Genomic DNA, 22,080 nt, shown 5'->3' on the forward strand with positions numbered 1-22,080 from the left:
GCGCCCGCCTTGTCGTTGCTCTCGACATCGGCCCCCACCGTCTGGCCCGAGATCAGGCTGTTGGTGTCGGGGGCCGCAATCGGATGATCGTCAACGATGTCGATGGAGAGTATGGCGGTGCCTGTGGCGTCGCTGGCATCCGTCACTGTCAGCGTGAACGTGTCCGGCGTCGGATCCACCCCGTTGGCCCCAGTCTCCGGCGTCGTTAGCGTGTAGGTGTAAGTCGCATTGCCCGTTGCCGCATTGTAGCCGGAGATGGTCAGCGTGCCGTGCGCGCCGCCACTGGTGAAGTCGAACGTCTGGCTGTTCGCGCCCGTGATAGCATTGATGTTCACTGTCTGTGTCGAGCCCTCGAGGCTCACCGTCACCGTCTTAAGGTCGCCCGCGCCGTCGGGATCCGTCATGTGGATCGTGCCGGTGGCGTGTATGGCAGCGTCCGACGGGTTGGAGCCGATGACCGGAAGACCGGATTCATCCACGACATTGTTGCCGTCCAGCGGGTTCGGGTGCGTTGGCGTCACCTCGATCTCGGGCGCGTGGTTCGGCTTCTCGACCAATCCCGCAAACAACTCGCGATGATCCGGTTGCCCAAAATGCAGGTCCGTCGGCGGCAGCAGTGCCGAAAGGCCGAAGCCGTCGCCGATCCCGCCGGCAGGCTGTTCGAAATTCCCGCCGGCGCTCGAGGTCGAGCCTCCCGGTCCGGCCGATATCGAGCCGTCGGCGCCGAAGGCGACATCGACGTGGCTCGCTTCCAGCGCGGCGATCAGGGCCACGCGCGGCACTTCGACTTCGCCTAGGATGAAGGTCGGCACATTTAAGGCACCGTCCTTGATGACGATGACCGAGCCGTCCGCCTGCTCGAGAACGAGGTTGTGACCGTCGACCTTGATGTTGTCGATCGAGACGTTGGCGGGAAGCCTGACGACGTTGCTTGCGTCGGCGACGTATTCGTGCGGGGCATTTGCCGCTGGCGGAGCAGCCGCTGGCGCGCCGCCACCGACATCGACCGGCACAGGGTCGGCCGAGGCCGGTGCTGTTTGGGCCGGTGCCGATTGCTCGGCCGGCGCGGCTTGCGCCACCACCTGGATCTGCGCTGTCAGGTCGTGATGATCGCTGGAAACGGAATGCTCGTCCCACGAGCTCGAAACGTTGTCCAATTCAATACTGGTCGCCATAGCTTAAACCCCTCCGGCATTTCCCGGAAAGAGACAGGCGGCGCCTCGACTTTGCAACGGTCCGTCAATCCATTCTATATATTTGGATATGCCTAAGATGACTTTTTTTACGCTTGGTAAACTGCGAACATATAATCAGCTATATGTTCTCTGCGATCTGCGGCGCTTCCCCGCCAGCGGCGCGGAAAACTTGGTAAATACAAGTATAAATACACATAAAATTTTACACAAAATAGCAAAAGCGCCTTGCAGGAAAGTTATCCACCTTCCTTTCCAGTAATTTGAGACAAGATTGGTAGCGTCCACGGTCAAAGGTGGGCGTCATGAAAAAACAAAAGAATGCTCCGGGGAAGAGCAAGCTCAAGCTGCTTCTGCTGGCGATGGGGATCGCCGGCTCGACGCAGACAGCCCTTGCCGAGCCTGTCATCAGGGATTTCCAGCCCCAAACAGCACGGCCTGGAACGGTCCAGCCGCCGCCTGATCTCGGCGGCATTTCGCTGCGGAGGTACCAGCCCTGGCAGCCGGCCGCTCCCTACCGGATCAGCCTTGCCTTGAACGGATATGGTTCCTTTTCCGCTCAGGACCGGTCCAGCGCCTCGATGGCGCAAGAGGGCAGGGGTGTCGACCCGATGCAGACGGCGTCGATTATCCCGGGCGTGTTCGGGTCGGTTGCGCTGTCCATGCGCAATTTTCCCGTTTCGGCGCGCTGGGCACCGGTCTACCAGGCCATAACCGATTGCACGGCAGGCAGTCCCTGTGATCACCAGAGCCCGGCCTTCGCGGCCATGGTCTCGGCCGCCCAAGGCAAGGGGTTTGTCGAAAAGCTGTCATTCCTCAACAGCGGCATCAACCACTTGATCGCCTACAAGAAGGATAGCGTCGTTTATGGCAAGCTCGACTACTGGGCGAAGCCTTCCGAAGTCCTCGCCAATCGCGCCGGCGACTGCGAGGACTTCGCTATCCTCAAGATGACGGCGTTGCTGAGGGCTGGCATTCCGGCACCCAGCATGTCGCTCGTCGTTCTCCAGGACCGCAAGCGGGGTTTCTTCCACGCGGTGCTTGCGGTGAGCACCGCAAGCGGCGCTTACATTCTCGACAGTCTGAACGATACCGTGCTCAAGGACAGCGCGCTTCCGGACTATCAGCCACTGTACTCCTTCAGCACCGACCGGGCATGGATCCACGGGTCCAAAACGGGGGCCGCGCAGGTGGCCGGCGTCAAGGGCGGTTTCGAAACCGTCGCGCCTGGCGAAGGCGCGCAGATGGAAGACAAGTAAGGCAAGGGCGATCGCTTTTTGTCCCGGCTGAATGCCTAGGCAATTCCAGGAAAAATGCGTAGCGGTTTTCCTGGGCAAATTGCGTCAAGACAAAGCGATGGAACGGTCTCCGCGAAACAATAGCCGCCCTACCCGTTGAAGACAAAAGCCATCAGCAGTTCCAGGTCCAGCACCGGCGCTCGCACCACGTTCAACTGGCCCCGGTAACGGCGCTCGCCGGCGCCGATCACAAATCCGCTCGCAACGGCAACGTCGCCATTGGCGTCAAGGCGAGCGAATATATCCGCCACGTTGAGATCCAGCGCCAGCTTCAGGTCCTGCCGCGTGTTTTCGTCAAATGCTGTCGGCAACTGCCGTTTGACCAGTTGCTGGAACGGCGCATTGAACGTCACGATCTTCTTTGTCGACGCCAAGGCGAAAGCCGGCGAGGGACAGGCAAGCAGAACGGCGTTTACCGTCCTGATCGACGCAAGCTTGCGCAAATTCAGGTTCTCGTGCCCCAACGCGCGTATGCAGGCCACCCGAATTGCCGAGGTCAGGTTTCCTTTCTCCGCGTGACGTTCGGCGATCTCGTCGACCAGCATGCCGATCGTGCATTTCCGGCTCTCGGCCATCTGCTTCAGCGAAAGCCAGAACGCCCGTTCCAGACGGATGCCGCGCCTTATGCCGGCGCGCGCCACGACGCGGAACTCGAGCTCGAAATCTTCTGTCGGGAGCGGCAGAAGCAGACGGTCGTTCGGGGTCGGGGGAGAGATGGCGCTAGCGCTCACTCATTGCCTCCTGACGTGCCTTGTTGATCGGCTTCAACAGGTAGCTCAGGATCGTCTTGCGCCCTGTCTTGATATCCACGGAACAAATCATGCCGGGGATGATCGAATATGCCTTTCCGTCTCGTTCCAGTGTCGATTTCTCGGTTGAAACACGCACCTGATAATAGGGTTCGCCCGTCTTCTGATCGACCAGGCTGTCCGCGGTTATGTTGGAAACCTTGCCCTCGATGCCGCCGAAGATCGAGAAGTCGTAAGCCGTGACCTTTATCAAGGCATCCTGGTCGGGGCGGATAAAGGCGACATCGCGGGGCGAAACACGCGCTTCGACCAGCAATGTCTCGGAAGTGGGCACGATGCCGGCTACGACGGTACCAGGCTGGACGAAGGCGCCGACGGTGTTTAGTTCCATCGTGTTGACGATGCCGTCCACCGGAGAACGGATATCCGTTCGCGCGACCTTGTCGGTCGCGCCGCGAATGGTTTCGTCCACCACCGAAAGATCGGCCAGGGCCTGCGTCAGGTCATCGAGCGCTTCCTGCTTCAACTGCAGCCCGAGTTCCTCGACCTGGAGTTGCGCCTCCGTGATCGCCGACTTGGCCTTCTTTATGGTTTCGCTGGCTAGATTCAGCTGGCCGTTGAGTTCGGTTTGCTCCTGCTCGACCTTGAGCTGCTCGGTCCTTGCCATCAGACCTTTCTTGACCATCCCCTCGACCAGCGTCGCCTGCTGGTCGCTGACAGCCAGGTTCTTTGTCAGGCGGTCGAAATTGGCATTCGCCTCGTCAAGTTCCTTGTCGCGCTGGTCGAGGCGCGACTTGAGCACCGACAGCTTGTTGTCGAAGTTTTCGCGCCGGGCAACGAGGAGATTTTGCTCGTTGTCGCAGATTTCGGGCGCCACCGACTGAATGTCCCGCGGACACGGAAATGATCCGGTGATGCTGCCGCTCTGCTCGTATTTGAGCCTGGCGATACGCGTTTGCAGCGCCCGCGCCTTGGCCTGCTGTTCGCCGAGGCTGGACGTGTTCAATGTGTTGTCAAGACGAATGATAAGGTCGTTTTTCCTGACGACCTGGCCCACCTTTACAGCGATTTCCTGAACGACGCCCGGTTCGCTGGCTTGAATGACCTGGGTCTTGGAGGCCGGTATGACCTTGCCGTCGCCACGCGCGATCTCATCGACTTCGGCGAACGACGCCCAAGCGACAAAAGCAGCGAAGAGCGCCGCTATGATGAATATGGACGCCGTCGCGAAAAGCGGTGGTCGGTCTTCCCTGGCAAGCATTTCCTACGCCCCGTTATTATATCGGTTTCAGCCCGATATAATTTGTCCACTCAGGAATTCGTTCTCTGCAGCGCCTGAATGACTTGTTCTTTTGGCCCATCGGCAACGATCTTTCCTTGTTCAATAACAATAAGGCGATCAGCCAATTCGAGCATGCTGAAGCGATGCGTCGAGACGATCAGCGTCGTGCTGTGGTCAAAAGCTGTCTTGAGCTGCTTGATCAGCTGCCGTTCCGAAGCCAGGTCCATCGAGCCGGACGGTTCATCGAGAAAGACGATCCTCGGCTTGGTCAGAAGCAACCGGGCAATCGCCACCGTCTGTCTTTGTCCGCCGGAAAGATTGGTGCCCCGCTCGCCGACATTCATGTCGTAACCGCGTGGATGGCGAGAGACGAACTCGTCGACGCCGGCGGCTTTCGCGGCTTCGATGATCTGTTCGTCGGTCGCTTCCGGAGATGCCATGAGCAGGTTCTCCTTCACGGTGCCCGAAAACAGATCGCCAGCTTGCGCGACAATGCCGACGGCCGCGCGCACCTCGGACGGGTGATACTGGCGGATGTCGATGCCATCGAGCAGCAGCTCGCCCGAACTCGGCAGGAAAAGCCTGCCGATCAGGCGTCCCATGGTCGTCTTGCCTGACCCGATACGGCCGATGATGCCGATGCGCTCCCCCGGCTTCACCGAGAAATTCAGGCCCGACAAAACCTCGTTCTCCGATCCGGGGTAGACGAAGCCGACATTCTTGAACGTCATCGCCCCGTTGCGGATCGGGCGATTGACAAAGCCCACCGTGTCCGGCCGGTCCTCCGGTTGGGCCATGATGGAATTCACCATCCTCAGGGAGAGCATGGCCTGGCGAAATCTCGACAGGGTGATCGCGATCTGGCCGAGCGGAGCCACGGCCCGGCTCGCCAGCATCACCGTCCCGATAATGGCTCCTGTCGAAACATGGCCTTCCGAGAAGGCATAGGCGCCGGCCACGACCAGGGCGACCGTAACAAGCTGCTGGATGGCCTGGGTGATGTTGCCGGCCGCCGCCGAGAGCTGCTTGATCTTCTCGGAGGTGTTGGCCGCATTCTTCGAATGCTCCCCCCACTTCCTCAACAAATAGGCTTCGGCCCGCAGCGACTTGATCGTTTCCAGCGTTGAGATGGACTCGACCAGCAAGGCCTGGCGCTGGGATGCCTCATTCATGGAAGCGGCGACGCGCTTGCCGATGCGGTGTTGCGTGACAAGGCCGACGATTACCGACGCCACGAATGCCAGGGCCGGTATGATGACCAACCAGCCGCCGATCGCGTAGATGACGAGCAGGAAGATGAAGACGAAGGCGGTGTCGATGAACACGCTGATGGTGTTGGAGGTGAAAAACTCCCTGACGAACTCATATTGAGTGACGCGGTTTGCATATTCGCCGGTCGAGCCCGGGCGCGCGGACAAGGATGAATTCAGCACCTTCTCGAACAGCAGATACGATATCCGCAGGTCGGCCTTGCGCCCGGCATAGTCGATGAGCGAAGCCCGGGCCGTCTTCAGAAGCAGGTCGAAGACAATGACGGCACCGATCCCGATCGCCAGCACCCAGAGCGTCGATATCGCCTTGTTCGGCAAGATGCGGTCATAAACGTTCATGGTGAAGATCGGCGAGGCGATGGCCAGCAGATTGATGAAGATCGCCGATAGCACGACCTTCGAATAGGTGCGCCAGAAGGCGCCCATCGTTCCCGTCAGCCAATGCCGTCGTTCGATCGGCTGCGCGGACCCGACCTTCATGCCTTCGGCGGCGTTGGCATAGGTGATCGAGAAGGATACGCCGCCACTGATGTGGCTCGCGGCCAGCTCGGATCTGCCGATAGTCGTGCGTCCGTCTTCCTGCGGGGCCGTGAGATACCCGCCACCGTCGATTTCCGCCAGCAGGGCGATCGGCAACTGGCTGACACGGAAGAGAATTGCCGGCAGATCGACGCGACCGCGCAGGAAGTCGCGATGGTTGAATTCCTTGGTCTCCAGACCGATACGCTCGGCAAGATGCCGGATCTCGGTGACCTCGATGCGCGTGTCCGAAATCGGCACCCCGGCAAACAGCACAGTCTCTGCGCTCGGCCTCCCGAGATAGGCTGCGACGGCCGAAAAGCAGGCCTTGAACGCCTCCTTGGGAGATAGAATATGTGGCTGCTGATTCACGACCTGCCCGCCAGGACCCTCAACACCCCTTGCTCCGGCTCACTTCTTCCTGACTGGGGCGAGGATGTCGAAGGGCATGTCGTTCCTCTGTTCCGACGGCGTCCGCGCATAGGTTTCGGTGTCCGGGATTTCCGGAACCGCAAATTCATCTTTGGCGTAGGCCGCTGCCTGCTTCGGCGGATGGATGTCCATCGTTTTCAGCAACTGCCCGGTTGCTGCCAGGAGCCGATATTGGGCAAAGAGGGATGCAAAGGACGCGGTGTCCGCCAGTGTCGCCGTGTTGAACCGCGTATTCTGCGCATCCAGCACATCGAGCAGCGAGCGCTGTCCGACCTTGAACTGCTCGCGGTAAGAAGCAACCAACTTCTCGTTGGAAGCGGCTTGCAGCTTCAGGGTCTTGGCCAGGTCGGCTTGCCGGAAGCGGCGATCCCACGACGTGCGAACGGCTTCTTCGATCTCCCGCAGGACCTGATGCAGCCCAAGCCGCTGCTCGCTGGCGCGGCGGATTTGCTCCTGCTCGTTCGCCTTGTCGATGCCGCCCCGGTACAGGTTCCAACGCAGCACCAGCCGTGCTTGCAGATCGGACGTGTCTCCATTGTCGCCGTCAATGTCATATCCGGCCCGGGCAGTGCCTTCGGCGGCGATCGAAGGGCCGTATTTCGCCCGAGCGGCGTCAATCAGCGAGCTGGCAGCGGCAATATCGCTATTGGCCATGTGGACGCGTGGATTGTTCTCCCGCGCAATGCCCAGTGCGTCATCGAGCGACCTTGGCAGCGCCGAGGAAACATCGCCTGGCCTCGAAGCGTTGGTCAGCGGTTTCCCAACGGTCTTGAAGAAGCGTATCCTTGAGGCCTCGAGTTCCTCCGAGGCTTCCTGCATGCGGGCCTTGGCCGCAAACAAGCGCTCCTCGGCCTGTTGCCGGTCGGCTTCGTTCAACCCGCCGCCTGCTATGCCTTCCTTGATGTCGTGGAGAATCGCTTGATGAAAGCCCAGATTCTTCTTCGCCTCGGCTACGATCGATGCCTGGAGCATGTATTCCAGGTAATCCTGGACAACCGACAGCCCGATAAACTCGGATCGCTCCAGCACGCGGAACGAGGCGCCATCGACTCGCGAGGCTTGACGGTTGAGTTCGGCTCGCCTCGCGCCGCTGTCATAAAGCGTTTGTGAGACCGTCAGATCGGTCTCCGCGGGATAAAGCGCGTCGTGCTCGATGGAGAGCGCGCGGCGCGTCGAGTTGTCGAGGCGGCGGGCACCAGCGGATGCCTCCAGGTCGACGCTGGGCAGATAGAGCCCTTTCGCCTGCCGCAGTTCGAACTCGATTGCCTCACGGTTTTCTATGGCCTGACCGATTTCCGGATTGGATTCGACCGCAACCGCCATGGCCTCCTTGAGCGTCAGCGCATGCGCGCCCCAGCAGCTCAGCATGGTAGCCGTCATCAAGAGACCAACGCCCATGACCTTGGTCGACAGACCTGTCGTCTTCATTTTCCCACCCACGTTTCCCCGCGCTTTTTTAGAGCGCCCCAGCCAGGCTCGGCGCCTGACTTTGTCCGCTATCTTGCAAATTAATGTGAGTGTTTCATTATTAAGCTGCGACTAAACCGCAAACTCTAGGCAGACGGCCAAAGAATGTAGCAAAAATAACACACATTTGAGATGCCGGTGGGACCAAGTGCCGGAATCGAAACTTGAAGCACCGAGACAAGATATGGCGGACGAGAAACTGCAAGCTTATTCCGACAGCGAGCAGACGAGTACACATGTCTGCAAGTAAAGTTGCTCTCGCGCAGGCGATGAGGGCACCCTTGACAGCTCAACCGGCGAGATCGCCGGGGCACGGCCGAGCGTGACACTCCTGGGACGGGTCCAGACTATAGCGCCAGCACTTGGCGCGGCGTTCGAAGCAGAGCCAATTCGTTACCAGGTGAATTTGCGCTTGGCTGGGGCGCCAGGATTCGAACCTGGGAATGTCGGTACCAAAAACCGATGCCTTACCACTTGGCGACGCCCCAATAGCCGTCAGAGTCGCTTGTGCGGCGCGTTATTAGCAGAGCAGCCGAAAAGCACAATCCTTATGAGCGACCGCGAAGGCACTCAGCTGGCCAGCAGTGCGATTGCCGCCAGATGACCGACAAACCGGCTACTGGGACCACACTGCCAGCTCGTTGCCGGCTGGATCGACGAAGTGGAAGCGTCGGCCGCCGGGGAAGGGGAATATTGGCTTGACGATGGTGCCGCCAGCGCTCTCGACAGCGCGAAGGGTTTCTTCCAAATTCTCGCTATAGAGTACCGGCAGCGGCTTGGCCGGCGCTTCCACCGCATCAGCCTGAAAACCGCCGTCCAGCCCCTCGGCAAAGGCCGAATAGGTTGGCCCATAGTCGGTGAACGACCAGCCGAAGGCAGCGCTGTAGAAGCCCTTCAGCCGGTCCAGCGTGCCGCCGGTCGCCGGCATTTCCAGGTAGTCTAGTTTTCCAGGCTGTTTCATTAGGCACCTCTTTTGTTCCCTTTATGTTCTAGACGTCGGACCGTGAGGTGGCAAGTCTTTTTGACGCATCCCGGGGCATGGCTTTTTCTTAATCGATTGTAGGGACCATGCGACTTGCCCGGCGCTTGCCTTTCGCACTGCAGCATCATATCGCTCCAAAGTCGAACACGGGCGGAGCTTTCCGTTTCGCCAATCTTTCCAATCTCCTGCAACCGGAGAGCGAAGCATGACCAAATGGGTTTTCACCTTTGGCGATGGTGCGGCGGAAGGCCGTGCCGGCGACAAGAATCTGCTGGGCGGCAAGGGCGCCAACCTGGCCGAGATGTGCAGCCTGGGCCTGCCGGTGCCGCCGGGCTTCACGATCACCACCGAGGTCTGCAACGCCTACTATGCCAATGGCCGTACCTACCCGGCGGGATTGGAAGCCGATGTCGCGGTCGCGCTCGACCATATCGGCCGGCTGACAGGCCGCCGGTTCGGCGATCCCTCGAAGCTGCTCCTGGTTTCGGTGCGTTCCGGCGCCCGGGCGTCGATGCCCGGCATGATGGATACCGTGCTCAATCTTGGATTGAACGACGAGACGGTCGAGGCGCTGGCCTCCGATTCCGGCGATGCGCGCTTTGCCTATGACAGCTATCGCCGTTTCATCCAGATGTATTCCGACGTCGTCATGGGCCTCGATCACGAGGTGTTCGAGGAGATCCTGGAAGACCAGAAAGCCAGCCTCGGCCATGAGCTCGACACCGAGCTGACAGCCATCGAATGGCAAGGCGTCATCGCGCTCTACAAGTCCAAGATCGAGGAAGAGCTGGGCAGGCCGTTCCCGCAGGATCCGCACGAGCAGCTTTGGGGTGCGATCGGCGCGGTGTTTTCGAGCTGGATGAACAACCGCGCCATCACCTACCGGCGACTGCACGATATCCCCGAAAGCTGGGGTACGGCGGTCAACGTCCAGGCCATGGTGTTCGGCAACATGGGCGAGACCTCGGCCACCGGCGTTGCCTTTACCCGCAACCCGTCGACTGGCGACAAGCAGCTCTATGGCGAGTTCCTGGTCAACGCGCAGGGCGAGGACGTGGTCGCCGGCATCCGCACGCCGCAGAACATCACCGAGGCGGCGCGCATTGCGGCTGGCTCCGACAAGCCCTCACTGCAGAAGCTGATGCCGGACGCCTTCCAGTCCTTCGTCGCCATCTCCGACAGCCTGGAAAAGCATTACCGCGACATGCAGGACCTCGAATTCACCATCGAGCGCGGCAAATTGTGGATGCTGCAGACCCGGTCCGGCAAGCGCACCGCCAAGGCGGCGCTCAGGATCGCCGTCGAGATGGCAAGGGACAAGCTGATTACGAAGGAAGAGGCGGTCGCGCGCATCGATCCGGCGTCGCTCGACCAGTTGCTGCATCCGACCATCGACCCGAAGGCCGCGCGCGACGTCATCGGCGTCGGCCTGCCGGCCTCGCCCGGTGCCGCCACCGGCGAGATCGTCTTTTCCTCCGGCGATGCCGAGGACCTGAAGACGCAAGGGCGCAAGGCGATCCTGGTGCGCATAGAGACCAGTCCGGAAGATATCCACGGCATGCATGCGGCCGAAGGGATCCTGACCACGCGCGGCGGCATGACCAGCCACGCCGCGGTGGTGGCGCGCGGCATGGGCAAGCCTTGTGTGTCCGGCGCCGGCTCGCTGCGCGTCGACTACAAGGCCGGCACGCTGCTCTCGATGGGCCAGACCTTCCGCAAGGGCGATGTCATCACCATCGACGGCGGCAACGGCCAGGTGCTCAAGGGCGCCGTGGCGATGCTGCAGCCGGAACTGTCAGGCGATTTCGCAGCCATCATGGAGTGGGCGGACGCGGTGCGCCGCATGAAGGTGCGCACCAACGCCGAAACGCCGCTCGATGCCCGCATGGCGCGCTCTTTCGGCGCCGAAGGCATCGGGCTATGCCGCACCGAACACATGTTCTTCGACGGTGCCCGCATCGTCGCCATGCGCGAGATGATCCTGGCCGACACCGAGAAGGACCGGCGCGCCGCACTTGCCAAGCTTCTGCCCATGCAGCGCTCGGATTTCCTGGAACTGTTCGAAATCATGGCCGGCCTGCCGGTGACGATCCGCCTGCTCGATCCGCCGCTGCACGAATTCCTGCCCAAGACCGAAGCGGAACTCGCCGAAGTCGCGGCCGCCATGAACGTGTCGCCCGACAAACTCAGGCAGCGCACCGAGGCGCTGCACGAATTCAACCCGATGCTCGGCCATCGCGGCTGCCGGCTGGCCGTGTCTTACCCGGAGATCGCCGAGATGCAGGCGCGTGCCATTTTCGAGGCGGCCGTCGAGGCCGGCAAGAAAGCCGGCGCCCTGGTGGTGCCCGAGATCATGGTTCCGCTGGTCGGCCTGGTGAAGGAACTCGATTACGTGAAGGCGCGCATCGACGCTGTCGCCAAGAGCGTCATGGACGAGAGTGGCGTCAAGATCGACTACCTCACTGGAACCATGATTGAGCTCCCCCGCGCGGCGATCCGCGCCCATGTCATCGCAGAGTCGGCGGAGTTCTTCTCCTTCGGCACCAACGACCTTACGCAGACCACGTTCGGCATCTCGCGCGACGATGCGGCCTCGTTCCTGGAAACCTACCGCCAGAAGGGCATCATCGAGCAGGATCCGTTCGTCTCGCTCGACATTGACGGCGTCGGTGAACTGGTGCGCATGGCGGCGCAAAAGGGCAGGGCGACGCGGCCCAGCATCAAGCTCGGCATCTGCGGCGAGCATGGCGGCGATCCCTCGTCGATCCGCTTCTGCGAGGAGGTCGGGCTCGACTACGTCTCCTGCTCACCCTACCGGGTGCCGATCGCCAGGCTGGCGGCGGCGCAGGCCGCGGTGCAGGCAACCAAGACAGGGCGTGGATAGGCTGCTACGAAGCTCACGGTTTGTTTGAAAACTTGCGCGATAAATCCAAGACTGTCGTCGAACCGCGCCTTCACCAAGCGGGCAGGTCAAATTGCCGCGCCATGCGTTTTTCTGCTATCCCTCGTCCGATTTCCGCCTTCATGCGGGTTTTGGGATAGCGGCTTGAAATCGCCGGTCGGGAATTGGTTTGATGCGTCTGCCGCAAAAACGTCTCTGCGTGATCGCCATGTCGGTGGCGCTGATATCCAGCGCCCGTGCCGCGCCGCTGGTCGAACCCACGCTGCACATCAAGCCGGCTGCAAGCGGCACCGGCCGCGTTGCGCTCACGCTCGATGCCTGTGGCGGGAAGACCGACACGCGGATTCTCTCGGCGCTGGTGGAAAACAGGATACCGGCCACCATTTTTGTTACCGGCATCTGGCTGAAGCGCAACGCCGCGGCCGTTGCGATCATGCAGGCGCATCCCGATTTGTTCGAACTGGAAAACCACGGCGGCCGTCATGTTCCAGCGGTCGATACGCCACAGAAGATCTACGGCATAAACAGCGCCGGCAGTCCTGAAGCGGTACTCGCCGAGGTCGAGTCGGGCGCCGCCGCCCTCGCCAGGACCGGCGAGCCGGCGCCGAAATGGTTCCGCGGCGCAACCGCCGAGTACAGCCCCTCGGCAATCGCAATGATCCGCAAGCTCGGCTTCAAGATTGCCGGCTTCTCGGTCAATGGGGACGGCGGCTCGCTGCTTGGCGCCAAGGAGACGACGAGGCGCATCGCCGCCGCCAAGGATGGCGACGTCATCATCGCTCATATCAACCAGCCGACTCATGCCGCCGGCGAGGGCGTTGTGCAGGGCCTGCTGGCGCTCAAGGACAAGGGCATGACCTTCGTGCGGCTCGACGATGCGGATGGCACGGGCAATCACGGCACCACCGAGTAGAGTGGTTCAGTGTTGAACCGCCGAGCCGCACTAACGACTCGGCCCGATCGCACCCTCCTTCGTGCCGAAGCGTTCAGTCCGGCTTGGCTTCGATGCTGACCTTGCTGGCGTAGAAGGCGCCGTGGTCGCGGATGTCGTTCATCTCGTCGAACGGCTGCCGATAGGCCCACATCGCGTCCTTGCCCGCTTCGCCCGCCGGCAGAACGCTCCAATAGCTGGCGTCACCCTTGTAGGGGCAATGGGTCGAATGGTCGGTTCGGCTGAGCTTGTCGAAATCGATGTCGGCGAACGGAATGTAGAAGGCGGCGGGGTAGGGGGCCTCCGTCAGCACCTTCGCCTTCGCGGACGAAGCGATGACCGTATCGCCGGCGCGGACCGTGACGGTGCCGCAATAAGGCTCTACCGTGATGATCTTGTCGGGATTGCGCTGGAAGCCGGGTGCCGGGTTGGCGATCTTGTCCATGCTGGTTCCTTCTAGCCCCGAACCCTAAGTGTGGTGGACGGCCGGATTGCGCAAGGCCCATGGTCACAACAAAGCAAACGCCATGCGCCCGTGCTCGGCGCAAGATAGCCTTCGCGTGGCCGCCGAAATTCAGGCCGCGGTTTTGAAGGCGTCCATCAGCCCGGCATAGGCGGCCGCGATGCCCGCCACCGGGTTGCTGCTTCTCGAAATGGTCTCGACTTTCAGTGCTCCGCCGCCGGTTGGCAAGGTGAGCAGCAGGAACTGGCGATTGCCGCCATCGCCGACGGATGCCGCCGCGACGTGCTGGCCTTCCCCTTCGTTCTGGACACACATTTTGAAGAGCAGCGTGCCGCCGACGGCTTCGAGCGCGCCGCCGACAACTTCGACGAATTCGTCTTCGGAAACAGTCTTTTCGTCCGGCACCAGGCTTTCGGCAAGCGTACTCTCGAGAACCTTATCGTCGAGCGCGTCCATGCGAACCTCTTTCAGTCGCCAATCGCAACCCTTTGCCCGTTAACGAAACTTAACATCGACGATGGCCGGATTGTGGCACTTTTGCCGCCGGGCCTTCACGAGAGTTTGCACCGATGTAACGTACTTGAAGCCGCTGCCATTCGAGTGGCGGCAAGACATGCCAGCCGAAAATCAAAAAGCGTCCGGATTCAACCGTTTGCCGATACAGGGTCGGACTCCGACTTTCGTCCGTTGTGTTCGTGGGTGGCTGGACAATTCCCGGGTTCGCTTCACAATGCGATCAAAAGTACGAAGCGAAAAGCTCGGGCGAAAAAGCGTGAGGAGGGAACGGCATGCTGGGTCTGATGCAGGAATGGCCGCTGCTGTGCCACAAGCTTATCGACAACGCCGAACGACAGCATGGCGTGCGCGAGATCGTGTCGCGTTCGATCGAGGGACCGATCGTGCGCACCACTTACGCTGACATCCATCGCCGTTCCCTCAAGGTCGCCCAGCGGTTGGAGCGCGACGGTTTTGCCTTGGGTGACCGCATCGCGACGCTGGCCTGGAACACCGCCCGCCACATCGAGGCGTGGTATGGCATCATGGGCATCGGTGCCATCTATCACACCCTGAATCCGCGCCTGTTTCCCGAGCAGATCGTCTGGATCATGAACCACGCCGAGGACAAGGCCGTCTTCGTCGACCTCACCTTCATCCCGTTGCTCGAAAAGGTCGCCGGTGCCGTCAAATCGCTGAAAAAGGTCATCGTGCTCACCGACAAGGCGCACATGCCGCAAACGACCCTGCCCAATGCCGTTGCCTATGAGGAATGGCTTGACGAGGTCGATGGCGATTTCGCCTGGAAAACCTTCGACGAAGGCACCGCCGCGGGCATGTGCTATACGTCGGGCACCACGGGTGACCCGAAGGGCGTCGTCTACAGCCACCGCTCGAACGTGCTTCACGCCATGATCGCCGCCATGCCCGATGCGATGGGCCTGTCCGCACGCGACACGATCCTGCCGGTGGTGCCGATGTTCCACGCCAATGCCTGGGGCCTCGGCCAGAGCGGGCCGATGATCGGCGCGAAGCTGGTCATGCCTGGCTGCAAGATGGATGGCGCCTCGATCTACGAATTGCTCGACACCGAGAAAGTCACCTTCAGCGCCGCCGTGCCGACCGTGTGGATGATGCTGCTGCAATATCTGGAGGAGACCGGCAAGACGCTTCCTTATCTGAACAAGGTCGTAATCGGCGGCTCGTCGTGCCCGCGTGCGATCATGACGAAATTCCAGGACAATTACGGTGTCCAGGTCATCCACGCCTGGGGCATGACCGAAATGTCGCCGCTCGGCACGCTGTGCACCTTGAAGCCGGACTATGCCGGCCTCGAAGGCGAGGCTCGGCTCGACGTCCAGAGCAAGCAGGGCTACCCGCCCTTCGGCGTCGAGATGAAGGTGACCGATGACGACAACAACGCGCAGCCCTGGGACGGCAAGACGTTTGGTCGGCTCAAGGTACGCGGCCCGGCGGTCGCCCGCGCCTACTATGGCGGTGCGGGGGCGGAGCAGTTCGACGAGGATGGCTGGTTCGACACCGGAGACGTCGCGCATATCGATGCCGGCGGCTACATGCAGATCACCGACCGCGCCAAGGACGTCATCAAGTCCGGCGGCGAATGGATTTCGACCATCGACCTGGAGAATCTTGCCGTCGGTCATCCCGATGTAGCGGAAGCCGCGGCCATCGGCGTCCAGCATTCGAAATGGGGCGAGCGGCCGCTGCTGGTCGTCGTCGCCAAGCCGGGCAAGGAGCCGACCAAGGCCGAGATTCTCGATTTCATGGATGGCAAGGTGGCCAAATGGTGGATGCCCGACGACGTCGCCTTCGTCGGCGAGATACCGCACACCGCCACCGGCAAGATCCAGAAGATCACCTTGCGTCAGCAGTTCAGGGACTATCGCTTGCCGACGGATTGAGGGGATGTCCCGTGTTTCCGCTTCAAGCCGCCGCAAAAAGGCACTAAACCTCCGTCTGGGTTGGGGCAGCGCAGAGAATAATGGTTAGCATTCCCGAACGGCAAACGTCGAAGGCTGCCGGCTGGTCGCGGGGCACGGCCGCCTTTTCGGCGGTGCTTTTGCTGACCAACTTTGTCGGCCATCGCTTCGGCCTCGTCCAAACGCCGGTGTTCCTGTGGGTGTTGGGCATTGTCGCCCTGCTGGCGGCGCTGGCGCTTCTATTTGCCGGTCTCGCCTTTGCGAGGCTGTGGAATTTTGGTGACCGTGGCGGCCGTGATCTCACCGTCGGCGCCTTGCTGGCGCTGCTGGTGCTTACCCCCTACGGCGTTGCGGCCTACTGGGCGACGATCTATCCGCCGCTGCGGGACATCTCGACCGATTTCGACGAACCGCCCGCGCTCGATATCAGTGACCGGACCAGGGACATGAACGTGCTGTCCCCGCCGACGCCGGGTGAGCAGACGTTGCAGACCGACAGTTATCCATTGGTCACCGCACGCAGCTACGACTTGCCGTTCGAGACAGTCGTCAATGCCGTTGAAACCGTGCTCGACCGGCGCGGCTGGGACCTTTCCGAGCCTTATCCCGATCTCGCCGGACAGAGCGAGGTGACCATTACCGCCATTGCCACGAGCTTCGTTCTTGGCCTTCCCGCGGACGTCGCCATTCGCGTGACGGATGACGGCGACGCGGTCATCGTCGACATGCGGTCGGCCTCGCGCTACGGCCGCCATGACCTTGGCGACAATGCCGCGCGCATCACCGATTTCCTGGCGGAACTGGATCAGGAAGTCGCCGGCCAGGTCGGCGCGGCGCCGGCACAGTAGCCATTTTCCGGGCGAATTCACGCTCGCGAAGACGGCAGGCTCAATGCGCGGGTGGCGGGCAGGGCCTATCGGCCCGGCGTGAAAATGCCGTCCATGGCGGGGGCGGCGTCCGTGGACACCACGCCGCGCGCCACCAGGTCTTCCAGATGGGCAAGCACCGACAGGCCGGCGGCCCCGTGCAGCCGGGGATCGGTATCCCTGTAGATCGCCCTGACCATGTCGGGAATGGTCCTGTCGCCGGCTCTGACCCGCTTCAGTATGGCTCGTTCGCGCATCTTGCGATGGGTCTTCAGCCCGCGCATGAAATTGCGCGGCGACGCCACCGGTCCACCATGGCCAGGCAGCAGCAGGCGATCGTCGCGCTCGATGAGCCGGTCCAGCGATGCCATGTAATCGGCCATTGCCCCGTCCGGCGGCGCCACGATCGAGGTCGCCCAAGCCATGACGTGATCGGCCGAAAACAGGATGCCGGTGCCTTCCAGCGCGAATGCCGCGTGATTGGCGGTGTGGCCGGGCGTCAGGACCGTCCGGATCGCCCAGCCGTCGCCGCTGATCAACTCACCGTCCGGCAATGCGATATCGGGAACGAAAGCGGTATCGGCGCTGGCATCGAGTGCATTGGTTTCGCCGATATGCAAGGGCCTCGCAGGGCGGTGCGGTCCCTCCGCCAGCACCTGGGCGCCGGTGCGCTCCTTCAACCGGGCCGCCAGCGGAGAATGGTCGCGATGCGTGTGGCTGACGAAAATGTGGCTGACCGGCCGGCCGGCGATCACGTCGAGCAAAGTCTGCAGATGCGACCCGTCATCCGGTCCGGGATCGATCACCGCCAGCGTGTCGCGCCCCACGACATAGCTGTTGGTGCCATGAAAGGTGAAGGGACTGGGATTTCGGGCCGTGACGCGTTGCACGCCGGGGGCCACGCTTACGCCTTGGCCATAAGCGGGGTCGAAGCTGGTATCGAATTTGAGAGCCATGTCGGCACATTGTTCCCGGAACGGCAAAACCGATTGCCGCATAGCACGCAAGCCAATATAGGAAAACGCAAGACCGCGATTGTTGGTTCGCGGCAAGATTGGATTGGGGAAGACCATGACAACCGCAACGACGACGCGCCCGCTTGTTTTTCTGGCCCTGCCGCAAGACGGTGCCGCGCGACTGGCAACGCAGTTTTTCCTGGCGATTGCCGGGACACTGCTGTTGACGCTTTCGGCCAAGACCAGGGTAGTGCTCGGGCCTGTCGATATCTCGATGCAGACCCTCGCCGTCTTTGTGATCGCCGCCGCCTTCGGCATGAGGCTCGGCGTCGCCACTCTGCTGCTCTACATGGCGGAAGGCGCGATGGGCTTCCCGGTCTTCCAGGGTACGCCGGAAAAGGGCGTCGGCATTGCCTACATGCTCGGCTCGACCGGCGGCTATCTCGCCGGCTTCGTGGTCATGGCGGCAATTGTCGGTTGGGCTGCGGACCGCGGCTGGGACCGTCATCCGGTCAAGCTTTTCAACGCCATGCTGGTCGCCGAGGTCATCATGATGGCGATGGGCTTCGCCTGGCTGGCGCTGCTCATCGGTCCGGAAAAGTCCTGGCAGTTCGGCGTCGTGCCGTTCATCGTCGGCGACCTGATAAAGGTAGCTCTCGCGGCCAGCCTCGTGCCGGCCGTCTGGTCATTGCTGAAGCGCTCCTGATTTGAGAGCATCCGGCCCGGATCGCCCCGGGCCGGAGCCTGGCCCGCAGTCAGTTCAGGCCGGTCCCCCAGGCATGTCACGGACGGGCATTTCTCATGAAGGTTCTGGTCACCGGCGCTGCCGGCTTCATAGGCTATCATGTCGCCAGACGGCTCCTGGAGCGCGGTGACGAGGTTGTCGGCATCGACAGCATCAACGACTACTACGACCCGCAGCTCAAGCAGGCGCGGCTGCGGCTCCTGGCCGAGGCGAGCCGCGGCACCAATGCCGGCTATCATTTCATCCACGGCGATCTTGCCGACCGTAACATCGTCGATGGCTGCTTTGCCGACCACGCCTTCGACCGGGTGATCCATCTCGCCGCCCAGGCTGGCGTCCGCTACAGCCTGGAAAACCCACGCGCCTATGTCGAGAGCAACATCGTTGCCTTCACCAATATGCTCGAGGCCTGCCGCGGCAGCGGTGCCGGGCACCTGACCTACGCCAGCACCTCCAGCGTCTATGGCGCCAACACCGACATGCCGTTTTCCGAGCATCGCCCGGCCGACCATCCGTTGCAGTTCTACGCCGCCACCAAGCGCGCCAACGAACTGATGGCGCACAGCTACAGCCATCTGTTCGGCCTGCCCACCACCGGACTGCGTTTCTTCACCGTATACGGCCCCTGGGGGCGCCCTGACATGGCGCTGTTCCTGTTCACCAGGAGCATCCTGGCCGGTGAGCCGATCAAGCTGTTCAACAACGGCAACCACACGCGCGACTTCACCTATGTCGAGGACATCGCCGAGGGTGTGATTCGCGCCAGCGACAATCCCGCCGCGGCCAATCCGGCCTGGGATTCCAGCCATCCGGATCCGGCGACCAGCAGCGCGTCCTGGCGCATTTTCAACATCGGCAACAACAGCCCCGTGAAGCTGACCGCCTATGTCGAGGCGCTGGAAACCGCGCTCGGCCGCAAGGCGGTGATCGAACTCCTGCCGCTGCAGGCCGGCGACGTGCCCGACACCTTCGCCGACACTTCGGCGCTGCAAGCGGCGGTCGGCTACCGCCCCCGCACCTCCGTGATGGAGGGGGTAGGGCGGTTCGTCGAGTGGTACCAGGGTTATTTTGGGCGTCGTTAAGCGCGCTCCTGGCCGTGCCGAGGCTGGCTACCGGTCGAAAACGACGAGGAACAAACAAATATATGCCGGTCTGACTATATGCTAGTCTGACAGGTCATCGGGCAGACGGTGGAGGTCGCCATGTTGGAAACGGATAAGCTGTTCGCCGGCTCGATTCCGGAAAACTACGACCGCTACATGGTGCCGTTGATTTTCGAGCCGTTCGCCGCTGATATCGCGCAACGAGCCGCGGCCCTGTCGCCGGGCGCGGTCCTGGAAATCGCCGCCGGCACCGGCGTCGTCACCCGCGCATTGGCGCCAGGACTGCCATCCGGCGCGCGCTATATGGTGACCGATCTCAACCAGCCGATGCTCGACTACGCCGCTTCGCAGCAGGCACCCGACAGCCGCATCGAATGGCGCCAGGCGGATGCGATGGCGCTGCCGTTCGAAGACGCGGCCTTCGACCTCGTCTGCTGCCAGTTCGGTGCGATGTTCTTTCCAGACCGCATCTCTGCCTATCGCGAAGCCAGGCGGGTCCTGAAGCCGGGAGGACGGTTTTTGTTCAACGTATGGGACCGCATCGAGGAGAATGTATTCGCCGATGACGTGACCAATGCGCTGGCGAGGATCTTTCCCGACGATCCGCCACGCTTCCTGGCACGCACGCCGCACGGCTACCACGACAAGGTGCTGATCCGTCGCGACCTGGAGGACGCGGGTTTCTCTCATGTTGCGATCGACACGCGAGCCGAGCAAAGCCGCGCATCCTCGCCACGCATTCCGGCCGTCGCCTATTGTCATGGCACCGTTCTCCGCAACGAAATCGAGGCCAGGGAGGCTGGAAAACTGGACGCCGCGACCGCCTACGCGCAATCGGCCATTGCGGACAGACATGGCAACGGCGAAGTTGCCGCCAAAATCCAGGCCCATGTGGTCATGGCTGTGGCCTAGACCGCCGACGGACGGCATCCAACATGGCCGACGCGTTCGTCACGTGCCGCATTGACAAGCCAAGGCATGAAACCTAAGCACAGGCACTCAGGGCCGGGGGGCTTTGGCATGTCGAGGAGAGCTTCTTGAAAGGAATTATCCTTGCTGGAGGCAGTGGAACGCGTCTTTATCCACTAACATTAGCCGTCTCTAAGCAAATTCTTCCCATCTACGACAAGCCGATGATCTATTATCCGCTGAGCGTGTTGATGCTCGCGGGAATACGAGAGATTCTGGTTATTTCGACACCGCGTGATCTACCGGCTTTCCGTGATTTGCTCGGCGACGGGTCGGACTTCGGTCTGGCACTGTCTTACGCCGAGCAACCGCTGCCCAACGGCCTCGCGGAGGCTTTCATCATCGGCCGCGATTTCATCGGCAAGGACAGCGTGTCGATGATCCTGGGCGACAACATCTATTTTGGCGACGGGCTGTCGCAGCTTTGCCGCGACGCGGCATCGCGCCAGTCGGGGGCTTCGGTGTTCGCTTATCATGTCGAGGATCCCGAACGCTATGGCGTGGTGTCTTTCGACAAGGCGACCGGAACCGCGCTGACGATCGAGGAAAAGCCGCAAAAGCCGAAGTCCAACTGGGCCGTCACGGGGCTCTATTTCTACGACAATCAGGTCGTCGACATCGCCCCGACCATTCGTCCTTCGGCGCGTGGCGAGATCGAGATCACCGCGGTCAACAATGTCTATCTCGAGCGCGGCCAACTGCATGTTCACCGGCTGGGGCGCGGCTATGCCTGGCTCGACACCGGCACGCATGACAGCCTGCACGAAGCCTCCTCCTTCGTGCGCACGATCGAACATCGCCAGGGCATCAAGGTTGCCTGTCCGGAGGAAATCGCCTTCGAACAGGGGTGGCTGACGGCGGACAAGGTGCTGGAGCGTGCAACCCGCCTGGGAAAGAACGAATACGCCGCCTATCTGCGCCGGCGTGTCGCCGATCTTTCGGAGGGCTAGCATGCTGGAGGTGAGATCCCTGGGCATCGACGGGGTGCTCGAAATCGTTCCAAAACGCCATGGCGACGCACGCGGTTTCTTCATGGAAACCTACAATGCCGAGCGCTTTTCGCAGGCCGGCATCGACTTGACTTTCGTGCAGGACAACCACTCCTATTCCGCCGCCGCGGGCGTCCTGCGCGGACTTCACTACCAGCTTGCGCCGCGTGCCCAGGACAAGCTGCTGCGCGTTATCCGCGGCGGCATTCTCGACGTCGCGGTCGATATCCGCCGCGGTTCGGAAACCTTTGGAAAATGGGTCGCGCTGGAAGTGTCGGCCGAAAAAGGCAACCAGATCCTGGTGCCCAAGGGCTTCGCGCATGGCTTCGTCACGCTCGTGCCCGACACCGAGGTGCTGTACAAGGTGACCGACACCTATTCGCCCGAGCATGACCGGTCGATCCGTTTCGACGATCCCGCCATCGGCATCGCCTGGCCGTCGCTGGCCGGCGGGTTCCAGCTTTCGGACAAGGACCTCAAGGCGCCGGCGCTGGCCGCGGCCGAGGTGTTCGCCTGATGGGAGCTTGT

General features: G+C 61.9%; 19 protein-coding genes and 1 tRNA gene. 10 read left to right on the top strand and 10 right to left on the bottom strand.

Going from position 1 to position 22,080, the window contains the following annotated elements; translation table 11 throughout:
* Window positions 1-1,175, bottom strand: a 1,175-nt coding sequence (locus tag LB556_RS08285) for a hypothetical protein (RefSeq protein WP_224565995.1), incomplete at its 3' end; no start/stop codon positions are given.
* Between the two features lie 323 nt (window positions 1,176-1,498).
* Between LB556_RS08285 and LB556_RS08290 the strand changes: the two genes are divergently transcribed.
* Window positions 1,499-2,452 (top strand): transglutaminase-like cysteine peptidase, encoded by a 954-nt coding sequence (locus tag LB556_RS08290; protein WP_224565997.1) that lies wholly within the window; start codon window positions 1,499-1,501, stop codon window positions 2,450-2,452.
* A gap of 128 nt (window positions 2,453-2,580) precedes the next feature.
* Here the strand turns inward: LB556_RS08290 and LB556_RS08295 are convergent, their stop codons facing one another.
* From LB556_RS08295 to LB556_RS08320, 6 genes are all read right to left on the bottom strand, one after another.
* Complete coding sequence (locus tag LB556_RS08295) at window positions 2,581-3,222, bottom strand: ribbon-helix-helix domain-containing protein (RefSeq protein ID WP_224565999.1); 642 nt, start codon at window positions 3,220-3,222, stop codon at window positions 2,581-2,583.
* Entirely contained in the window at window positions 3,212-4,501 is a 1,290-nt protein-coding gene (locus LB556_RS08300; protein ID WP_224566002.1) for an HlyD family type I secretion periplasmic adaptor subunit, read from the bottom strand. The genes LB556_RS08295 and LB556_RS08300 overlap by 11 nt, the downstream gene beginning before the upstream one ends.
* Window positions 4,502-4,551: 50 nt before the next feature.
* Entirely contained in the window at window positions 4,552-6,684 is a 2,133-nt protein-coding gene (locus LB556_RS08305) for a type I secretion system permease/ATPase (protein WP_224566004.1), read from the bottom strand.
* A 39-nt stretch (window positions 6,685-6,723) separates the two neighbouring features.
* Window positions 6,724-8,172 carry a TolC family protein gene (locus LB556_RS08310; protein ID WP_224566006.1) on the bottom strand — a complete coding sequence of 483 codons (1,449 nt, stop codon included), beginning with the start codon at window positions 8,170-8,172 and terminating at the stop codon, window positions 6,724-6,726.
* A gap of 452 nt (window positions 8,173-8,624) precedes the next feature.
* Window positions 8,625-8,699, bottom strand: a tRNA-Gln gene (locus tag LB556_RS08315).
* A 128-nt stretch (window positions 8,700-8,827) separates the two neighbouring features.
* Window positions 8,828-9,172, bottom strand: a complete 345-nt coding sequence (locus tag LB556_RS08320) for a VOC family protein (RefSeq protein ID WP_224566008.1) — start codon at window positions 9,170-9,172, stop codon at window positions 8,828-8,830.
* A 226-nt stretch (window positions 9,173-9,398) separates the two neighbouring features.
* Between LB556_RS08320 and ppdK the strand changes: the two genes are divergently transcribed.
* Together ppdK and LB556_RS08330 are read left to right on the top strand one after the other, a co-directional pair.
* Complete coding sequence (gene ppdK / locus LB556_RS08325; RefSeq protein WP_224566010.1) at window positions 9,399-12,077, top strand: pyruvate, phosphate dikinase; 2,679 nt, start codon at window positions 9,399-9,401, stop codon at window positions 12,075-12,077.
* 190 nt (window positions 12,078-12,267) lie between these two features.
* Window positions 12,268-13,008, top strand: a complete 741-nt coding sequence (locus LB556_RS08330) for a polysaccharide deacetylase family protein (protein ID WP_224566012.1) — start codon at window positions 12,268-12,270, stop codon at window positions 13,006-13,008.
* A gap of 73 nt (window positions 13,009-13,081) precedes the next feature.
* Here the strand turns inward: LB556_RS08330 and LB556_RS08335 are convergent, their stop codons facing one another.
* Complete coding sequence (locus tag LB556_RS08335) at window positions 13,082-13,471, bottom strand: DUF427 domain-containing protein (protein WP_224566014.1); 390 nt, start codon at window positions 13,469-13,471, stop codon at window positions 13,082-13,084.
* 129 nt (window positions 13,472-13,600) lie between these two features.
* Window positions 13,601-13,945 carry a hypothetical protein gene (locus tag LB556_RS08340; RefSeq protein WP_224566016.1) on the bottom strand — a complete coding sequence of 115 codons (345 nt, stop codon included), beginning with the start codon at window positions 13,943-13,945 and terminating at the stop codon, window positions 13,601-13,603.
* A 332-nt stretch (window positions 13,946-14,277) separates the two neighbouring features.
* On the opposite strand from LB556_RS08340, the gene LB556_RS08345 reads away from it, so the two are divergent.
* Both LB556_RS08345 and LB556_RS08350 read left to right on the top strand, forming a co-directional pair.
* Entirely contained in the window at window positions 14,278-15,906 is a 1,629-nt protein-coding gene (locus LB556_RS08345; RefSeq protein ID WP_224566018.1) for a fatty-acid--CoA ligase, read from the top strand.
* Between the two features lie 80 nt (window positions 15,907-15,986).
* Window positions 15,987-16,772, top strand: a complete 786-nt coding sequence (locus tag LB556_RS08350; RefSeq protein WP_224566020.1) for a DUF1499 domain-containing protein — start codon at window positions 15,987-15,989, stop codon at window positions 16,770-16,772.
* A 65-nt stretch (window positions 16,773-16,837) separates the two neighbouring features.
* On the opposite strand, the gene LB556_RS08355 is transcribed toward LB556_RS08350, so the two are convergent.
* Window positions 16,838-17,746: an MBL fold metallo-hydrolase gene (locus LB556_RS08355; RefSeq protein ID WP_224566022.1), complete on the bottom strand. Its 909-nt coding sequence runs from the start codon at window positions 17,744-17,746 to the stop codon at window positions 16,838-16,840.
* A gap of 115 nt (window positions 17,747-17,861) precedes the next feature.
* Between LB556_RS08355 and LB556_RS08360 the strand changes: the two genes are divergently transcribed.
* From LB556_RS08360 to rfbC, 5 genes are all read left to right on the top strand, one after another.
* On the top strand, window positions 17,862-18,452 hold the full coding sequence (locus LB556_RS08360; protein WP_224566023.1) for a biotin transporter BioY: 591 nt from the start codon (window positions 17,862-17,864) through the stop codon (window positions 18,450-18,452).
* 95 nt (window positions 18,453-18,547) lie between these two features.
* On the top strand, window positions 18,548-19,573 hold the full coding sequence (locus LB556_RS08365) for an NAD-dependent epimerase (protein ID WP_224566025.1): 1,026 nt from the start codon (window positions 18,548-18,550) through the stop codon (window positions 19,571-19,573).
* 120 nt (window positions 19,574-19,693) lie between these two features.
* Window positions 19,694-20,506, top strand: a complete 813-nt coding sequence (locus LB556_RS08370) for a class I SAM-dependent methyltransferase (RefSeq protein WP_224566027.1) — start codon at window positions 19,694-19,696, stop codon at window positions 20,504-20,506.
* 125 nt (window positions 20,507-20,631) lie between these two features.
* Window positions 20,632-21,513, top strand: a complete 882-nt coding sequence (rfbA, locus tag LB556_RS08375) for a glucose-1-phosphate thymidylyltransferase RfbA (RefSeq protein ID WP_224566029.1) — start codon at window positions 20,632-20,634, stop codon at window positions 21,511-21,513.
* 1 nt (window position 21,514) lies between these two features.
* Window positions 21,515-22,069 carry a dTDP-4-dehydrorhamnose 3,5-epimerase gene (gene rfbC / locus LB556_RS08380; protein ID WP_224566031.1) on the top strand — a complete coding sequence of 185 codons (555 nt, stop codon included), beginning with the start codon at window positions 21,515-21,517 and terminating at the stop codon, window positions 22,067-22,069.
* Window positions 22,070-22,080 lie beyond the last annotated feature (11 nt).

Source organism: Mesorhizobium sp. ES1-4 (genome assembly GCF_020164745.1).
Taxonomy (GTDB): Bacteria; Pseudomonadota; Alphaproteobacteria; order Rhizobiales; family Rhizobiaceae; genus Mesorhizobium.